This window comes from Bacillus sp. BP-3, assembly GCF_028401955.1.
Taxonomy (GTDB): Bacteria; Bacillota; Bacilli; order Bacillales; family Bacillaceae_G; genus Bacillus_A.
In genome coordinates this window covers 29,494-45,292 of the sequence record NZ_JAQOTJ010000019.1, presented here as the reverse complement: position 1 = coordinate 45,292, position 15,799 = coordinate 29,494, and the positions used below count along the sequence as shown (strand labels likewise).

Sequence of the window (15,799 nt, the reverse complement as noted above, 5' to 3'; positions counted from 1 at the left end):
AACAATCTTGCCAGCTTCTCGCATAATCTCGATTTCGCGAGGAGTTTTGCAAATAATCATTACGCTAAGCCTCCGATGAGAAGATCGACATCAGCAAATACTTTATCGATATCTTGCTCACCATTAATGCTTTTTAAGTAACCAAGCTCTTCGTAGAAATCAAGCAACGGCTTTGTCTGCTTAATATTCACTTCTAAACGATTTGCTACAGTTTCTTCGTTGTCATCAGAACGCTGATATAACTCGCCACCACATTTATCGCACACGCCCTCTTTTGCTGGCGGATTGAATTCTAAGTGGTAAGTCGCACCGCACTCTTTACAAATGCGACGGCCTGTTAAACGTTTTAACAGTAATCCTGAATCCACATTAATGTTTAAAACATAATTGATCTTTTTGCCAAGATCTTTCATGATTTCTTCAAGAGCTGAAGCTTGTGCAACTGTTCGTGGAAAACCATCTAATAAGAAGCCTTTTACACAGTCTTCTTGACTCAAACGCTCACGCACGATTCCGATTGTAACTTCATCTGGTACAAGTGCTCCTTTATCAATAAAGGACTTAGCTTGTAAACCAAGTTCAGTTTCATCTTTCATAGCAGCACGAAACATATCTCCTGTTGAAATGTGAGGGATGTTATACTTGGCAACAATCTTTTCGGCCTGTGTACCTTTACCGGCACCTGGAAGCCCCATTAAAATTAAGTTCATCTGTATTCCCCCTCATGAATGAGCATATAGGGAAGATGAATCTTCCCGCTTACTCACTGTTTGATAAACCCTTTGTAATGGCGTTTTACTAATTGACTTTCGAGCTGCTTCATTGTTTCTAAAGCAACACCGACAACAATTAGTAAACTTGTTCCACCTATCTGTGCAGATTGTGGCAGGTTTGCAAATTTAATAAATAAAACAGGCAGGATTGCAATCGCTGCTAAGAAAATTGCACCTACAAAGGTCAAGCGATACAAGATCTTTGTTAGATACTGTTCTGTATTCTTACCCGGACGAATACCAGGAACATATCCACCTTGTTTATTTAAGTTCTCAGCCATCTGTTCAGGATTTACTTGAACAAATGCATAGAAATATGCAAAGGCAACAATTAGTGCAACATATACGATCATACCTACTGGATGAGAATAGTTAAAGTTTTTAATAATCCACTGCGATATTTCATGTTTCGGGAAAAACTGTGCAATAGTCGGAGGCGTAATTAAGAATGAGACAGCAAAAATTACTGGAATAACACCAGCACTATTTACCTTAAGTGGCAAATGAGTGTTTTGTGCTCCAGTATAACCACCGTTTCCAGTTACGCGCTTCGCATATTGAATCGGGATTTTTCTAACAGCTTGTTGAATGTAAATAACACCAACAATAACCGCTAACACAGCTAACAAAATTAGACCGACTTTTACGATACGAATGAACAATTGATCTCCGGCATCTTGGAACTGCTGTGCGTACACTTGATTTATAGTATTTGGGATAGCTGCGGTAATACCTGCAAAGATGATAATGGAAATACCATTTCCTACTCCCTTTGCTGTAATTAACTCACCTAACCACATTAAAAATGCAGTTCCGGCAGTTAGTACCGTAGCAATATATAAATAAGTTGACCAGCTAGGATCCAAAATTAATTGCCCACCTGCCATACCGTTAAAACCGATTGACATACCAATTGCTTGAATAAAAGCAAGAACAATTGTAAAGTAGCGGGTAAACTGAGCTAGTTTACGACGACCCATTTCACCTTGTTTTGACCACTCCGTAAATTTAGGAACAACATCCATCTGCAATAATTGCACGATGATGGATGCTGTAATGTACGGCATGATTCCCATCGCGAAGATGGAAAAGTTTTTTAAGGCTCCGCCGCCAAATGTATTCAGAATGCCCAATACATTCAACTGGTCTTGCGCTCTCAGTACATCTGCATTTGTATGAGGCACTGGGATGAACGTGCCAAGTCGAAACACGATTAACATCGCTAAAGTGAATAATATTTTATTTCTTATCTCAGCAACGCGCATAAAGTTGGAGATTGTGCGAAACATTAGATCACCTCAACTGTTCCGCCAGCTGTTTCAATAGCTTCTTTTGCACTTGAAGAGAACTTATGAGCTTTAACAGTAAGCTTTTTCTCTACAGCGCCGTTTGCAAGAATTTTAACACCGTCGTTTAATTTGCTGATAACGCCAGTCTCAAGCAATAATTCAGGTGTTACTTCTGTACCGTCTTCAAAACGATTTAATGTTGTTAAGTTAACGATAGCAAATTCTTTACGGTTGATGTTTGTGAAGCCGCGTTTTGGTAAACGACGGAATAATGGAGTTTGACCGCCTTCAAAACCAAGACGAACACCGCCACCAGAACGTGCGTTTTGTCCTTTATGACCTTTTCCAGCAGTTTTACCGTTACCAGAACCGATACCACGACCTACACGATTACGAACTTTACGAGAACCTTCTGCAGGTTGTAATTCATGAAGTTTCATTCCCAGGCACCTCCTTATATTGATAAGTTATCATTAAGCTTCTTTTACAGTTACAAGGTGAGAAACTTTGTTGATCATACCGCGAATAGCAGGAGTTTCTTCCTTAACTACAGTTGAATTCAACTTCTTAAGACCTAAAGCTTCTACAGTCGCACGTTGATCTTGCGGACGACCAATTACACTACGAGTGAGGGTAATTTCTAACTTTTTCGCCATTATGTTTTCCCTCCTTCTTAACCTAGTAGCTCTTCTACAGATTTACCGCGTAATTTTGCTACATCTTCAGCACGCTTAAGATCTTTTAATCCGTTCACAGTAGCACGAATCATGTTAATTGGTGTGTTAGAACCAAGAGATTTAGAAAGAATATCTTGTACACCAGCTAATTCAAGAACCGCACGAACTGGACCACCAGCGATAACTCCAGTACCTTCTGCAGCAGGTTTTAAGAATACTTCACCTGCTCCAAAGTTACCGATAATTTCGTGTGGAATTGTTGTACCAACTAATGGTACTTCGATTAAGTTTTTCTTAGCATCTTCGATAGCCTTGCGGATTGCATCTGGCACCTCTTGCGCTTTACCAGTACCGAATCCAACATGACCGTTTTTATCACCAACTACAACCAGTGCAGCGAAGCGGAAACGACGACCACCCTTAACAACCTTCGCAACACGGTTTATCGTAACTACACGTTCTTCAAGTTCAAATTTACTTGGGTCAATGCGACGCATCTATTTTCCCTCCTTTGACCATTAAAATTGTAAGCCAGCCTCACGAGCAGCTTCAGCTAAAGCTTTAACACGACCATGGTATAAGTAACCGCCGCGATCAAATACTACTTCTTTAACGCCTTTCTCTACAGCACGTTTAGCAACGATTTCGCCAACTTTAGTAGCAGCTTCGATGTTGCTTGTACCGTTAAGAGTAAGTTCTTTATCAAGAGTAGACGCGCTTGCTAATGTTACACCGTTTACATCATCAATTACTTGAGCGTAAATGTGTTGGTTAGAACGGAACACGTTTAAACGTGGACGCTCAGCAGTACCAGCAAGCTTTGCACGTACACGTGCATGTCTTTTCTTACGAACCGCATTTTTATCAGGTTTAGTGATCATTCTTGTCACTCCTTTCTTTCACCTAACGGGTTTACTTAGCAGTTTTACCTTCTTTACGACGTACAACTTCGCCTTCGTAACGAATACCTTTGCCTTTATATGGCTCTGGAGCACGTACAGCGCGAACGTTAGCAGCGAATTCGCCAACACGTTGCTTGTCGATACCTTTAATTACGATCTTCGTAGGAGCAGGAACTTCAACTTCAAGACCAGCTTCTGGAGTCATCTCAACTGGGTGAGAATAACCTACGTTTAATACAAGTTTGTCACCTTGTTTTTGTGCACGGTAACCAACACCGATTAATTCAAGTCCGCGAGCGAAACCTGTTGTTACACCTTCAACCATGTTTCCAAGAAGAGCACGAGTTGTTCCGTGTAATGCACGGTGTTCCTTCTGTTCAGTAGGACGTTCTACTGTTAAGATATTTTCTTCAATTTTGATAACCATATCAGCATTGAAAGTACGAGTTAATTCACCTTTAGGGCCTTTTACAGTTACTGTATTATTTTCTGCTACTGTAACTGTAACACCTGCAGGAATTTCAAGAATCTTTTTACCAATACGAGACATGTGGTCACACCTCCGTTCGTTTTAAATATATATTACCAAACGTATGCTACTACTTCTCCACCAGTTTGTAATTGACGAGCATCTTTGTCTGTCATTACGCCCTTAGATGTAGAAACAAGTGCAATACCTAATCCGTTAAGTACACGTGGTACTTCATCAGCTTTTGCATAAACGCGTAAGCCAGGCTTACTAATACGTTTTAATCCAGTGATTACACGCTCGTTGTTTACACCGTATTTTAGGAAAATACGAAGGATACCTTGTTTGTTATCCTCGATGTATTCCACATCACGAATGAAACCTTCACGTTTTAGGATTTCAGCGATTTCTTTTTTGATTTTAGAAGCAGGAACTTCTAATTTCTCATGACGTACCATGTTCGCATTACGGATGCGAGTAAGCATATCTGCAATTGGATCTGTCATCACCATGTGTTTTACCTCCTTCCCATTTGTGGGTTTTACCAACTAGCTTTTTTAACACCAGGAATTTGACCTTTATATGCAAGTTCACGGAAACAAATACGGCAAAGTTTAAATTTGCGGTATACAGAATGCGGACGACCGCAGCGCTCGCAACGTGTATAGTCTTGTACTTTAAACTTAGGAGTACGCTTTTGTTTCGCAATCATAGATTTTTTAGCCACGTTTTCGCCTCCTCTACTTAGCGTTGGCTTCCATTATTTTTGGAATGGCATACCGAATTGTGTTAAAAGTTCACGAGCTTCTTCATCAGTTTTCGCTGTAGTAACGATTACGATGTCCATACCACGAACTTTGCTTACTTTATCATAATCAATCTCAGGGAAAATTAATTGCTCTTTAACACCTAATGTGTAGTTACCACGACCATCGAAAGATTTCTTAGAAACACCACGGAAATCACGTACGCGTGGTAAAGAAACTGATACTAATTTGTCGAAGAACTCATACATTTGCTCGCCGCGTAAAGTAACCTTTGCACCGATAGGCATACCCTCACGAAGACGGAAACCTGCGATAGATTTTTTAGCGCGAGTTACAACAGGTTTTTGACCTGCGATTTGAGTTAATTCTTCTACAGCACTGTCTAATGCTTTAGAATTGGATACCGCGTCACCAACACCAGTGTTGATTACGATCTTTTCGATTTTCGGTACTTCCATTACAGATTTATAGTTAAACTTGCTCATAAGAGCAGGAGTAATTTCTTTTTGGAATTTCTCTTTAAGGCGATTCAATGAAGGGACCTCCTTTCATATAGAACTTATTTATCTAATGATTCACCAGATTTTTTTGCAACACGAACTTTTTTACCATCTTCCACTTTATAACCTACGCGAGTAGGTACACCTGTTTTAGGATCTAATGGCATAACATTAGATACGTGGATAGCTGCTTCTTTCGTGATAATTCCACCTTGTGGATTTAATTGAGATGGCTTAGAGTGCTTCTTAACGATGTTAACACCCTCAACGATAACACGGCTTTCTTTTGGAAAAGCTGCAAGGACAACACCTTGTTTCCCTTTGTCTTTACCACTGATTACCTGTACTTTATCACCTTTTTTTACATGCATCTTACTTCTGCACCTCCTTAGCAAGGCAATACCTTAAATTATAGAACTTCTGGAGCTAAAGAAACGATCTTCATGAAGTTGTTATCACGTAATTCACGAGCTACTGGTCCGAAGATACGAGTACCACGTGGGCTCTTATCGTCTTTAATGATAACCGCTGCGTTTTCATCAAATTTGATATAAGAACCGTCTGGACGACGAGCACCGCTCTTCGTACGTACTACTACTGCTTTAACAACGTCACCTTTTTTAACAACGCCACCTGGTGTTGCTTGTTTTACCGTAGCAACGATAATATCACCGATGTTTGCGTATTTACGACCAGAGCCGCCTAATACTTTAATTGTTAAAAGTTCACGTGCGCCAGAGTTGTCAGCTACTTTCAAACGAGATTCTTGTTGGATCATGTTATGAAACCTCCCTTCGGACTTAAAATTCCGATTCGTCTATTTAGATAATAACCGCTTCTTCAACGATTTCAACTAAACGGAAACGCTTAGTAGCAGAAAGCGGGCGAGTTTCCATGATTTTTACGATATCGCCAACTTTTGCTTGGTTTTGCTCATCATGCGCTTTGTATTTCTTAGAATACTTAACGCGTTTTCCGTACAAGGAATGAGTTTTGTAAGTTTCAACTAAAACTGTAATCGTTTTGTCCATTTTGTCAGAAACAACACGACCAGTATAAACTTTGCGTTGGTTACGTTCGCTCACTTTGCAAACCTCCCCTCAATTTATCGATTAATTCCGATCTCTCTTTCACGAACTACAGTTTTCATACGAGCAATCGCTTTACGCACTTCACGGATGCGTGTTGGATTCTCTAATTGTCCTGTAGCAAGTTGGAAGCGAAGATTAAACAACTCTTCCTTTAAAGCTTTAACTTTTGTTTCGATTTCAGCAGTGGTTAACTCACGAATATCATTAGTTTTCATTAGATTCACCACCATTTTCTTCACGTTTTACGAATTTACATTTCACTGGTAATTTGTGAGCTGCAAGACGTAATGCTTCGCGTGCTACCTCTTCAGATACACCCGCAATTTCAAACATAACCTTTCCAGGTTTTACAACTGCTACCCAACCTTCAGGAGCCCCTTTACCGGAACCCATACGTACTTCTAGAGGTTTAGCAGTGTAAGGTTTAGAAGGGAAAATTTTAATCCAAACTTTACCGCCACGTTTCATATAACGAGTCATTGCACGACGAGCTGCTTCGATTTGACGGTTTGTAATCCAAGATGCTTCTTGAGATTGTAAACCAAACTCACCAAAATGTACTTCAGCGCCACCTTTTGCACGACCACGCATTTTACCACGATGCTCTCTACGATATTTTACGCGTTTAGGCATTAACATATTATTTTCCTCCTTCCTCAGAAGCTTTCTTTTTTGTAGGAAGGACTTCTCCACGGTAGATCCATACTTTTACACCTAATTTACCGTACGTTGTATCAGCTTCAGCTGTTGCATAGTCAATATCAGCGCGAAGTGTATGAAGTGGAACAGTTCCTTCACTGTAAGATTCTGCACGAGCGATATCAGCTCCGCCAAGACGACCAGAAACCTGTGTTTTAATACCTTTAGCTCCTGCACGCATAGCACGTTGAATTGCTTGCTTTTGTGCACGACGGAAAGATACACGGTTTTCTAATTGACGAGCAATGTTTTCGCCTACTAATTTAGCGTCAAGATCAGCTCTCTTAACTTCTAAAATGTTGATGTGTACACGTTTACCTGTTAATTGGTTAAGAGCTTTACGAAGTGCTTCAACTTCTGTACCACCTTTACCAATTACCATACCAGGTTTTGCCGTGTGAATTGTAACATTTACACGATTTGCCGCACGCTCGATTTCTACTTTAGAAACAGCAGAATCTTTTAAGCGAACGTTAATGTATTCACGAATTTTGATGTCTTCATGTAAGAATGTAGCGTAGTCTTTTTCAGCGTACCAACGAGATTCCCAATCGCGAATAATACCGACGCGAAGACCAACTGGACTAACCTTTTGACCCATCGATTATCCCTCCTTCTTTTCTGATACCACAACTGTGATGTGGCTTGTGCGCTTGTTAATTTGGCTAGCACGACCCATTGCACGTGGACGGAAACGTTTTAACGTTGGACCTTCGTCAACGAAAACTTTCTCAACAACTAAGTTGTTTACATCCATTTCGTAGTTATGTTCTGCATTTGCAATTGCAGATTTCAAAACTTTTTCTACAACTGGAGAAGCAGTTTTTGGTGTGTGGTTAAGGATAGCAATCGCTTCACCCACTTGCTTACCTCGGATTAAGTCTACTACTAAACGAACTTTACGAGGAGCAATACGAACTGTTCTCGCTACTGCTTTAGCTTGCATTGAAGTGCCTCCTCTCATTATCTTCTAGTTTTCTTATCGTCAGCATCATGACCTTTGTACGTACGAGTTGGTGCGAACTCACCTAACTTGTGGCCTACCATATCTTCAGTTACGTATACAGGAACGTGTTTACGACCATCATATACAGCGATTGTATGACCAATAAACTGTGGGAAGATCGTTGAACGACGAGACCAAGTTTTTACAACTTGCTTTTGCTCAGTTTCATTTAACTTTGCAATTTTGTTCATTAAATGATCATCAACAAATGGTCCTTTTTTCAAGCTACGAGCCATTTTGGTGCCTCCCTTCGTGATTGCGGTACGGTTCTAGAGATGAACCGTACTACAACCCCATTATTTTTTACGACGACGAACGATGAATTTGTCAGACGCTTTATTTTTCTTACGAGTTTTGAATCCAAGAGTTGGTTTACCCCATGGAGACATTGGAGACTTACGTCCGATTGGTGAGCGACCTTCACCACCACCGTGTGGGTGATCAACTGGGTTCATTACAGAACCACGAACAGTTGGGCGCTTGCCTAACCAGCGAGAACGACCCGCTTTACCAATTTTAATAAGTTCATGGTGCTCATTACCTACTTGACCTACTGTAGCGCGACAAGTAGATAGGATTAAGCGTACTTCACCAGAAGTTAAACGTACAAGTACGTATTTACCTTCTTTACCAAGTACTTGAGCAGATGTACCAGCAGAACGAACTAATTGTCCACCGCGACCTGGTTTAAGCTCGATGTTATGAACAACTGTACCTACTGGAATGTTGATTAATGGTAATGCGTTACCGATTTTAATGTCCGCTTCTGGGCCAGACATGATTTCCATACCTACTTCTAAGTTTTTAGGAGCAAGGATGTAACGTTTTTCACCGTCAACATAGTTAATTAATGCGATATTCGCAGAGCGGTTCGGATCGTATTCGATCGTAGCAACGCGTCCAGGAATTCCATCTTTGTTACGTTTGAAGTCGATGATACGGTATTGACGCTTATGTCCGCCACCTTGGTGACGTACAGTAATTTTACCTTGGTTATTACGTCCAGCCTTTTTACTTAAAGGCGCAAGTAATGATTTTTCCGGTCTATCAGTCGTGATTTCAGCGAAATCATTCGTAGTCATGTTACGACGACCGTTAGTAGTTGGATTATACTTTTTGATTGCCATCTGATTTTCCCTCCTTCTTTAGTAAGAATTAAACTCCTTGGAAGATCTCGATTTCTTTGCTGTCAGCAGTAAGCTTAACGATTGCTTTACGACGACGGTTAGTGAAACCAGCGTGACGACCCACACGTTTTGCTTTTGGTTTGTAGTTCATGATATTTACTTTCTCAACTTCAACACCAAAGATCGCTTCTACAGCATCTTTAACTTCCGTTTTATTAGCTTTAACGTCCACATCGAACGTGTATTTTTTTTCAGCCATCATTTCCATAGAACGTTCAGTGATAACTGGGCGCTTAATGATATCACGAGGATCTTTCATTATGCAAGCACCTCCTCTACTTTTTCCACTGCCGCTTTTGTCATGATTAGCTTATCATGATGAAGCACGTCTAAAACGTTTACGCCATCAGCAGTGATTACTGTTACTCCAGGAATATTGCGAGCAGATAACTCAACTGCTTCGTTTACATCAGCAGTTACGATAAGAGCTTTCTTCTCAACAGTTAATCCTTTAAGAACTGCTACCATGTCTTTTGTTTTTGGTGCATTTAACACTAAGTCTTCAAGAACTACGATGTTGTTCTCAACTACTTTAGTAGCTAATGCAGATTTAATAGCTAAGCGACGAACTTTTTTAGGTAGTTTGTATGCATAGCTTCTTGGTGTAGGTCCGAATACCGTACCACCACCACGCCATTGAGGAGAGCGGATAGAACCTTGACGAGCACGTCCAGTTCCTTTTTGACGCCATGGTTTGCGACCTCCACCACGCACTTCAGAGCGAGTTTTTACTTTATGTGTACCTTGACGTAAAGATGCACGTTGCATCATTACTGCTTCAAAAAGTACAGCTTCGTTTGGTTCGATACCGAAAACAGTTTCAGCTAATTGGATTTCACCAACTTCAGAACCAGTTTGGTTAAATAACTTTACTTTTGGCATTGGGGTTCCTCCTTTCTTATAGAGAATTATTTGCTAGCCTTAACAGCACTACGAACAACTACAAGAGATTTCTTAGCGCCAGGAACGTTGCCTTTTACTAACAGTAAGTTGCGTTCAACATCAACTTGAACGATTTCTAAGTTTTGAATAGTCACTTGGTCTCCACCCATACGTCCAGCAAGTTTTTTGCCTTTGAATACACGGTTCGGAGCAACAGGGCCCATTGAACCAGGACGACGGTGATAACGAGAACCGTGAGACATAGGTCCGCGAGATTGTCCGTGGCGTTTAATAGCACCTTGGAAACCTTTACCTTTAGAAATACCTGTTACGTCTACAGTTTCACCTGCAGCAAAAACTTCTACTTTTACCTCTTGACCAACTTCTTGTCCTTCAACGTCTGCATCGCGAAGTTCGCGAATGAAGCGCTTAGGAGCAGTAGTTGCTTTAGCAACGTGACCTTGTTCAGGTTTGTTAGCTAATTTTTCGCGTTTGTCATCAAAACCTAACTGAATTGCATTGTAGCCATCAGTTTCAACAGTTTTCTTTTGAAGGATAACGTTTGGAGTCGCTTCGATAACAGTTACAGGAATTAGCTCGCCGTTTTCAGCAAATACTTGAGTCATACCGATCTTTTTTCCTAAGATTCCTTTGGTCATGAGTTACACCTCCTACATTTTAACTTATATAAATTATAGTTTGATTTCGATATCTACACCAGATGGTAAGTCTAAACGCATTAAAGAGTCTACTGTTTGTGGAGTAGGGCTCACGATGTCGATTAGACGTTTGTGCGTGCGCATTTCGAATTGCTCACGAGAATCTTTGTATTTATGAACCGCACGAAGAATCGTGTAAACAGTTTTTTCAGTTGGTAATGGGATTGGACCTGAAACTGTCGCCCCAGAACGTTTAGCTGTTTCTACAATTTTCTCAGCTGACTGATCAAGAATACGGTGATCGTAAGCTTTTAAACGAATACGAATTTTTTCTTTTGCCATTATTTTCCCTCCTTCGTTCGCCTATTTTAAAAATAGACATTCTCCATGGAAATTTCCACACACTCGCCATGGCAAAGCGGCCGGGTGTGTCAGCAACCTTCCACTTCATCGCAGTCAAAGACCAACATTGTTTATTATACAATGTTTCTAGCCTAGATGCAACACTTTATTTGTGCACATCATCATTTACTGTACTTTTGCTATTATACATTGTACTTTAACGAATTTCAAGTTTTGATCTCTCGTAATTCTTTTTACAGTTTTTGGTTGTGCAGTTTTGCAATTTATATATTATAGAAGAAACTCGTCAAAACTTAAAAATAGATAGTATCTATTATAAATAAAAAACCCAAGGGAAATCCCTTGGGTTTCATATATCAACTAAGATTACTCAACGATAGTTGCAACTACGCCGTAACCTACTGTACGTCCACCTTCACGAATAGAGAACTTAGTTCCTTCTTCGATCGCGATTGGAGCGATAAGCTCGATAGTCATTTCAATGTTATCGCCAGGCATTACCATTTCAGTACCTTCTGGTAATTGGATGATACCAGTTACGTCAGTTGTACGGAAATAGAATTGCGGGCGGTAGTTAGCGAAGAATGGAGTGTGACGTCCACCTTCTTCTTTAGATAAAACGAAAACTTCAGCTTTGAATTTAGCGTGAGCTTTTACAGAGCCAGTTTTAGCAAGAACTTGTCCACGTTGGATCTCTTCACGAGCAACCCCACGAAGTAAAGCACCGATGTTGTCACCAGCTTGAGCTTGGTCAAGAAGCTTACGGAACATTTCTACACCAGTTACAGTTGTAGATTTGTTTTCTTCAGTGAAACCGATGATTTCTACTACGTCACCAACTTTAACTACACCGCGCTCTACACGACCTGTAGCAACTGTACCACGACCTGTGATAGAGAATACGTCCTCAACAGGCATTAAGAATGCTTTTTCAGTGTCACGTTCTGGAGTTGGGATGTAAGCGTCAACTTCGTTCATTAGTTCGATGATTTTTGCTTCCCACTCAGCATCTCCTTGAAGAGCTTTAAGAGCAGAACCTTTAATTACAGGGATATCATCGCCTGGGAAGTCGTATTCAGATAATAGATCGCGAACTTCCATTTCTACTAATTCTAATAATTCTTCGTCATCAACCATGTCGCATTTGTTTAAGAATACAACGATGTAAGGAACACCTACTTGACGAGAAAGAAGGATGTGCTCACGAGTTTGAGGCATTGGACCATCAGCAGCAGATACTACTAAGATACCACCGTCCATTTGAGCAGCACCAGTGATCATGTTTTTAACATAGTCAGCATGGCCTGGGCAGTCAACGTGTGCATAGTGACGAGTTTCAGTTTCGTACTCAACGTGTGCAGTTGAGATTGTGATACCGCGCTCTCTTTCTTCTGGAGCAGCATCGATTTGGTCGTAACCTTTTGCTTCAGCACCACCAGCTTTTGCAAGAACTGTAGTGATAGCAGCAGTTAATGTAGTTTTACCATGGTCAACGTGGCCGATTGTACCAATGTTAACATGTGGTTTAGAACGTTCGAATTTAGCTTTTCCCATTCTAAATTCCTCCTTGATTATATAGATTATTTTATATTTAGACTAGAAAGCAAGGGGCCTAAGCCCCGCTTTCTAAGCTTACATAAGTAGTTATACTTGAACAATCGATAAAAATCAATTATTCACCTTTATTTTTTTTAATAATTTCTTCCGAAACAGACTTCGGTACTTCTTCATAATGATCGAATGTCATTGAGAATGTTCCGCGTCCTTGTGTGTTAGAACGTAATGACGTTGCATAACCGAACATTTCAGAAAGTGGAACCATCGCACGAACAACTTGTGCGTTACCACGAGCTTCCATACCTTCTACACGTCCACGGCGAGAAGTTACGTCACCCATAATGTCACCCATGTACTCTTCAGGAATTACAACTTCAACTTTCATCATTGGCTCAAGAATTACTGGGTTACATTTAGAAACCGCAGCTTTAAGTGCCATAGATGCAGCAATTTTGAACGCCATCTCAGAGGAGTCAACATCATGGTAAGATCCGTCAACTAATGCAGCTTTAATGTCTACTACAGGATATCCTGCAAGTACACCATTTTTAAGTGCATCTTCAAGACCTGCTCCAACAGCTGGGATGTATTCACGTGGAACTACACCACCGACGATCTTGTTTTGGAACTCGAATCCTTTACCTTCTTCGTTAGGTTCGAACTCAATCCAAACGTGACCGAATTGTCCACGACCACCAGATTGACGAGCGAACTTACCTTCAACTTTCGCTGAAGCGCGGAAAGTTTCACGGTATGCTACCTGAGGAGCACCAACGTTTGCTTCTACTTTGAATTCACGGCGCATACGGTCAACGATGATATCAAGGTGAAGTTCACCCATACCAGCGATGATTGTTTGGCCAGTTTCTTGGTCAGTGTGAGCACGGAATGTTGGATCTTCTTCAGAAAGCTTAGATAATGCTGTACCCATTTTATCTTGGTCAGCTTTAGATTTTGGTTCGATAGCTACAGAGATAACTGGCTCTGGGAATTCCATAGACTCAAGGATAACAAGACTCTTCTCGTCACAAAGAGTGTCACCAGTTGTAGTATCTTTTAAACCTACAGCAGCAGCGATGTCACCAGCGTAAACTGTTGAAATCTCTTCACGGCTGTTTGCGTGCATTTGTAGGATACGACCTACACGCTCACGCTTACCTTTAGTTGAGTTTTTCACGTATGATCCAGAGTTTAACACACCAGAGTACACACGGAAGAATGTTAACTTACCAACATAAGGGTCAGTCATGATTTTAAATGCTAATGCTGCGAAAGGCTCTTCATCGCTAGAATGACGTTCTACTTCTTCATCTGTATCTGGAAGAGTACCTTTAATAGCAGGTACGTCTAATGGAGATGGTAGGTAGTCGATAACTGCATCTAACAGAATTTGAACACCTTTATTTTTGAATGCAGAACCACAGATTACTGGGAAGAATTCTACAGAAGTTGTAGCCTTACGGATACCAGCTTTAAGCTCTTCTACAGTGATTTCTTCACCTTCTAGGTACTTCATCATCATTTCTTCATCAAGCTCTGCTACCGCTTCGATAAGTTTTCCACGGTATTCATCAGCTAATTCTTTATGTTCTGCAGGAATTTCAATGCGTTCGATATCTGTTCCTAAGTCGTTTGCATACATGTATGCACACTCTTCAACTAGGTCGATAATTCCCGTAAACTCATCCTCAGCACCGATTGGCAACTGAATTGGATGTGCGTTTGCTTGTAAACGGTCATGAATTGTTCCTACAGAGTATAAGAAGTCTGCACCGATCTTGTCCATTTTGTTAACGAACACGATACGTGGTACACCGTAAGTAGTAGCTTGACGCCAAACAGTTTCTGTTTGTGGTTCTACACCAGATTGCGCATCAAGTACTGCTACCGCACCATCAAGTACGCGTAAAGAACGTTCTACTTCTACAGTGAAATCTACGTGTCCTGGAGTGTCAATGATGTTTACACGATGACCTTTCCATTGTGCTGTAGTTGCCGCAGAAGTAATTGTGATACCACGCTCTTGTTCTTGCTCCATCCAGTCCATCTGAGATGCACCTTCGTGAGTTTCACCGATTTTGTGAATGCGGCCTGTGTAGTACAGGATACGCTCAGTTGCTGTTGTTTTACCAGCATCGATGTGAGCCATGATACCAATATTACGAGTGTTTTCTAAGGAGAACTCTCTTGTCATTTGGTGTCTTTCTCCTTCCTAATATGGATTGGATTTTTTTATTTTAAGTAGCAAAAAAGCCACTTTATTTTGTTACATATGTCAGTATGTCTAGTACTCTCATTATGTAAAACGAGCGCCCATTGAAAGGGAGAGGCATTCTCCCTCTCCACACTTCCATAAGCGACAAATAAAGCGGTTTATGCTTATAGTTATTTTTCGTTGTATCCTACCAACGGTAATGAGCAAATGCTTTGTTAGCTTCTGCCATTTTGTGAGTGTCTTCACGTTTCTTAACAGATGCACCAGCGTTGTTAGCTGCATCTAAGATTTCGTAAGCTAAACGCTCTTCCATAGTTTTTTCACCACGAAGACGAGCGTAGTTTACTAACCAGCGAAGACCTAAAGTTGTACGGCGTTCTGGACGAACCTCAACTGGAACTTGGTAGTTAGCACCACCAACACGACGAGCGCGTACTTCAAGAACAGGCATAATGTTCTTAAGAGCTTGCTCGAATACTTCCATTGGTTCATTACCAGTACGTTCACGAACGATGTCGAACGCATTATAAAGAATTGTTTGAGATTTACCTTTTTTACCGTCAACCATCATTTTGTTGATTAGGCGTGTTACAAGCTTAGAATTGTACATTGGATCTGGTAACACGTCACGTTTCGCAACAGGTCCTTTACGAGGCATATTGAGTTCCTCCTTTCAGTTCAAATTAATTATTTCTTAGCCGCTTTTGGCTTCTTAGTACCGTATTTAGAACGGCTTTGCATACGCTTGTCAACACCAGCTGTA

At 40.8% G+C, this 15,799-nt stretch carries 26 protein-coding genes and 1 pseudogene; all 27 read right to left on the bottom strand.

The features are described 5' to 3' along the window. Nucleotides 1-59: 59 nt before the first annotated feature. Complete coding sequence (locus PLX19_RS22010; RefSeq protein WP_035433699.1) at nucleotides 60-710, bottom strand: adenylate kinase; 651 nt, start codon at nucleotides 708-710, stop codon at nucleotides 60-62. A gap of 53 nt (nucleotides 711-763) precedes the next feature. Beyond that, nucleotides 764-2,062: a preprotein translocase subunit SecY gene (secY, locus tag PLX19_RS22005; RefSeq protein ID WP_272190993.1), complete on the bottom strand. Its 1,299-nt coding sequence runs from the start codon at nucleotides 2,060-2,062 to the stop codon at nucleotides 764-766. Next, a complete protein-coding gene (gene rplO, locus PLX19_RS22000) occupies nucleotides 2,062-2,502 on the bottom strand; it encodes a 50S ribosomal protein L15 (protein ID WP_272190991.1) in 441 nt (146 codons plus the stop codon). Before rplO ends, secY begins: the two co-directional genes overlap by 1 nt. Nucleotides 2,503-2,535: 33 nt before the next feature. Beyond that, nucleotides 2,536-2,718 (bottom strand): 50S ribosomal protein L30, encoded by a 183-nt coding sequence (gene rpmD / locus PLX19_RS21995; RefSeq protein WP_020062307.1) that lies wholly within the window; start codon nucleotides 2,716-2,718, stop codon nucleotides 2,536-2,538. A 17-nt stretch (nucleotides 2,719-2,735) separates the two neighbouring features. Then, nucleotides 2,736-3,236 (bottom strand): 30S ribosomal protein S5, encoded by a 501-nt coding sequence (rpsE, locus tag PLX19_RS21990; protein ID WP_272190990.1) that lies wholly within the window; start codon nucleotides 3,234-3,236, stop codon nucleotides 2,736-2,738. 21 nt (nucleotides 3,237-3,257) lie between these two features. Next, on the bottom strand, nucleotides 3,258-3,620 hold the full coding sequence (rplR, locus tag PLX19_RS21985) for a 50S ribosomal protein L18 (RefSeq protein WP_272190989.1): 363 nt from the start codon (nucleotides 3,618-3,620) through the stop codon (nucleotides 3,258-3,260). Nucleotides 3,621-3,651: 31 nt separating this feature from the next. Continuing rightward, entirely contained in the window at nucleotides 3,652-4,191 is a 540-nt protein-coding gene (gene rplF / locus PLX19_RS21980) for a 50S ribosomal protein L6 (RefSeq protein WP_020062304.1), read from the bottom strand. 32 nt (nucleotides 4,192-4,223) lie between these two features. After that, nucleotides 4,224-4,622 (bottom strand): 30S ribosomal protein S8, encoded by a 399-nt coding sequence (rpsH, locus tag PLX19_RS21975; protein WP_020062303.1) that lies wholly within the window; start codon nucleotides 4,620-4,622, stop codon nucleotides 4,224-4,226. A 29-nt stretch (nucleotides 4,623-4,651) separates the two neighbouring features. Then, nucleotides 4,652-4,837 (bottom strand): 30S ribosomal protein S14, encoded by a 186-nt coding sequence (gene rpsN, locus PLX19_RS21970; RefSeq protein ID WP_020062302.1) that lies wholly within the window; start codon nucleotides 4,835-4,837, stop codon nucleotides 4,652-4,654. Nucleotides 4,838-4,870: 33 nt separating this feature from the next. Continuing rightward, nucleotides 4,871-5,410, bottom strand: coding sequence for a 50S ribosomal protein L5 (gene rplE / locus PLX19_RS21965; RefSeq protein ID WP_020062301.1), 540 nt, complete (start codon nucleotides 5,408-5,410; stop codon nucleotides 4,871-4,873). 26 nt (nucleotides 5,411-5,436) lie between these two features. After that, entirely contained in the window at nucleotides 5,437-5,748 is a 312-nt protein-coding gene (gene rplX, locus PLX19_RS21960; RefSeq protein ID WP_272190987.1) for a 50S ribosomal protein L24, read from the bottom strand. 38 nt (nucleotides 5,749-5,786) lie between these two features. Next, on the bottom strand, nucleotides 5,787-6,155 hold the full coding sequence (rplN, locus tag PLX19_RS21955; RefSeq protein WP_035433708.1) for a 50S ribosomal protein L14: 369 nt from the start codon (nucleotides 6,153-6,155) through the stop codon (nucleotides 5,787-5,789). 43 nt (nucleotides 6,156-6,198) lie between these two features. Further along, nucleotides 6,199-6,462, bottom strand: a complete 264-nt coding sequence (gene rpsQ / locus PLX19_RS21950; RefSeq protein WP_011983253.1) for a 30S ribosomal protein S17 — start codon at nucleotides 6,460-6,462, stop codon at nucleotides 6,199-6,201. Between the two features lie 20 nt (nucleotides 6,463-6,482). After that, complete coding sequence (rpmC, locus tag PLX19_RS21945) at nucleotides 6,483-6,683, bottom strand: 50S ribosomal protein L29 (protein WP_000855718.1); 201 nt, start codon at nucleotides 6,681-6,683, stop codon at nucleotides 6,483-6,485. Then, nucleotides 6,673-7,107 (bottom strand): 50S ribosomal protein L16, encoded by a 435-nt coding sequence (rplP, locus tag PLX19_RS21940; RefSeq protein ID WP_020062298.1) that lies wholly within the window; start codon nucleotides 7,105-7,107, stop codon nucleotides 6,673-6,675. Before rplP ends, rpmC begins: the two co-directional genes overlap by 11 nt. 1 nt (nucleotide 7,108) lies before the next feature. After that, nucleotides 7,109-7,768 carry a 30S ribosomal protein S3 gene (gene rpsC, locus PLX19_RS21935; protein WP_020062297.1) on the bottom strand — a complete coding sequence of 220 codons (660 nt, stop codon included), beginning with the start codon at nucleotides 7,766-7,768 and terminating at the stop codon, nucleotides 7,109-7,111. A 3-nt stretch (nucleotides 7,769-7,771) separates the two neighbouring features. Next, entirely contained in the window at nucleotides 7,772-8,113 is a 342-nt protein-coding gene (rplV, locus tag PLX19_RS21930; protein WP_011983250.1) for a 50S ribosomal protein L22, read from the bottom strand. A gap of 17 nt (nucleotides 8,114-8,130) precedes the next feature. Beyond that, the gene (gene rpsS, locus PLX19_RS21925) at nucleotides 8,131-8,409 is read right to left on the bottom strand and encodes a 30S ribosomal protein S19 (protein ID WP_020062296.1); all 279 of its coding nucleotides are present in this window, start codon (nucleotides 8,407-8,409) and stop codon (nucleotides 8,131-8,133) included. Nucleotides 8,410-8,469: 60 nt separating this feature from the next. Beyond that, nucleotides 8,470-9,300 carry a 50S ribosomal protein L2 gene (gene rplB / locus PLX19_RS21920; protein WP_098917211.1) on the bottom strand — a complete coding sequence of 277 codons (831 nt, stop codon included), beginning with the start codon at nucleotides 9,298-9,300 and terminating at the stop codon, nucleotides 8,470-8,472. Between the two features lie 28 nt (nucleotides 9,301-9,328). Beyond that, the gene (gene rplW / locus PLX19_RS21915) at nucleotides 9,329-9,619 is read right to left on the bottom strand and encodes a 50S ribosomal protein L23 (RefSeq protein ID WP_035433713.1); all 291 of its coding nucleotides are present in this window, start codon (nucleotides 9,617-9,619) and stop codon (nucleotides 9,329-9,331) included. Next, nucleotides 9,619-10,242 carry a 50S ribosomal protein L4 gene (gene rplD, locus PLX19_RS21910; RefSeq protein ID WP_154710857.1) on the bottom strand — a complete coding sequence of 208 codons (624 nt, stop codon included), beginning with the start codon at nucleotides 10,240-10,242 and terminating at the stop codon, nucleotides 9,619-9,621. Before rplD ends, rplW begins: the two co-directional genes overlap by 1 nt. A gap of 26 nt (nucleotides 10,243-10,268) precedes the next feature. Next, a complete protein-coding gene (gene rplC / locus PLX19_RS21905) occupies nucleotides 10,269-10,901 on the bottom strand; it encodes a 50S ribosomal protein L3 (RefSeq protein ID WP_272190986.1) in 633 nt (210 codons plus the stop codon). 33 nt (nucleotides 10,902-10,934) lie between these two features. Then, the gene (gene rpsJ / locus PLX19_RS21900) at nucleotides 10,935-11,243 is read right to left on the bottom strand and encodes a 30S ribosomal protein S10 (protein ID WP_001040596.1); all 309 of its coding nucleotides are present in this window, start codon (nucleotides 11,241-11,243) and stop codon (nucleotides 10,935-10,937) included. A 387-nt stretch (nucleotides 11,244-11,630) separates the two neighbouring features. Beyond that, nucleotides 11,631-12,818, bottom strand: a complete 1,188-nt coding sequence (gene tuf / locus PLX19_RS21895) for an elongation factor Tu (RefSeq protein WP_272190985.1) — start codon at nucleotides 12,816-12,818, stop codon at nucleotides 11,631-11,633. Nucleotides 12,819-12,936: 118 nt separating this feature from the next. Beyond that, nucleotides 12,937-15,015 (bottom strand): elongation factor G, encoded by a 2,079-nt coding sequence (gene fusA / locus PLX19_RS21890; protein WP_272190984.1) that lies wholly within the window; start codon nucleotides 15,013-15,015, stop codon nucleotides 12,937-12,939. A 208-nt stretch (nucleotides 15,016-15,223) separates the two neighbouring features. Next, entirely contained in the window at nucleotides 15,224-15,694 is a 471-nt protein-coding gene (gene rpsG / locus PLX19_RS21885; RefSeq protein ID WP_020062289.1) for a 30S ribosomal protein S7, read from the bottom strand. 29 nt (nucleotides 15,695-15,723) lie between these two features. Beyond that, nucleotides 15,724-15,799 (bottom strand): annotated as a pseudogene (locus PLX19_RS21880) (30S ribosomal protein S12); the annotation flags it as partial.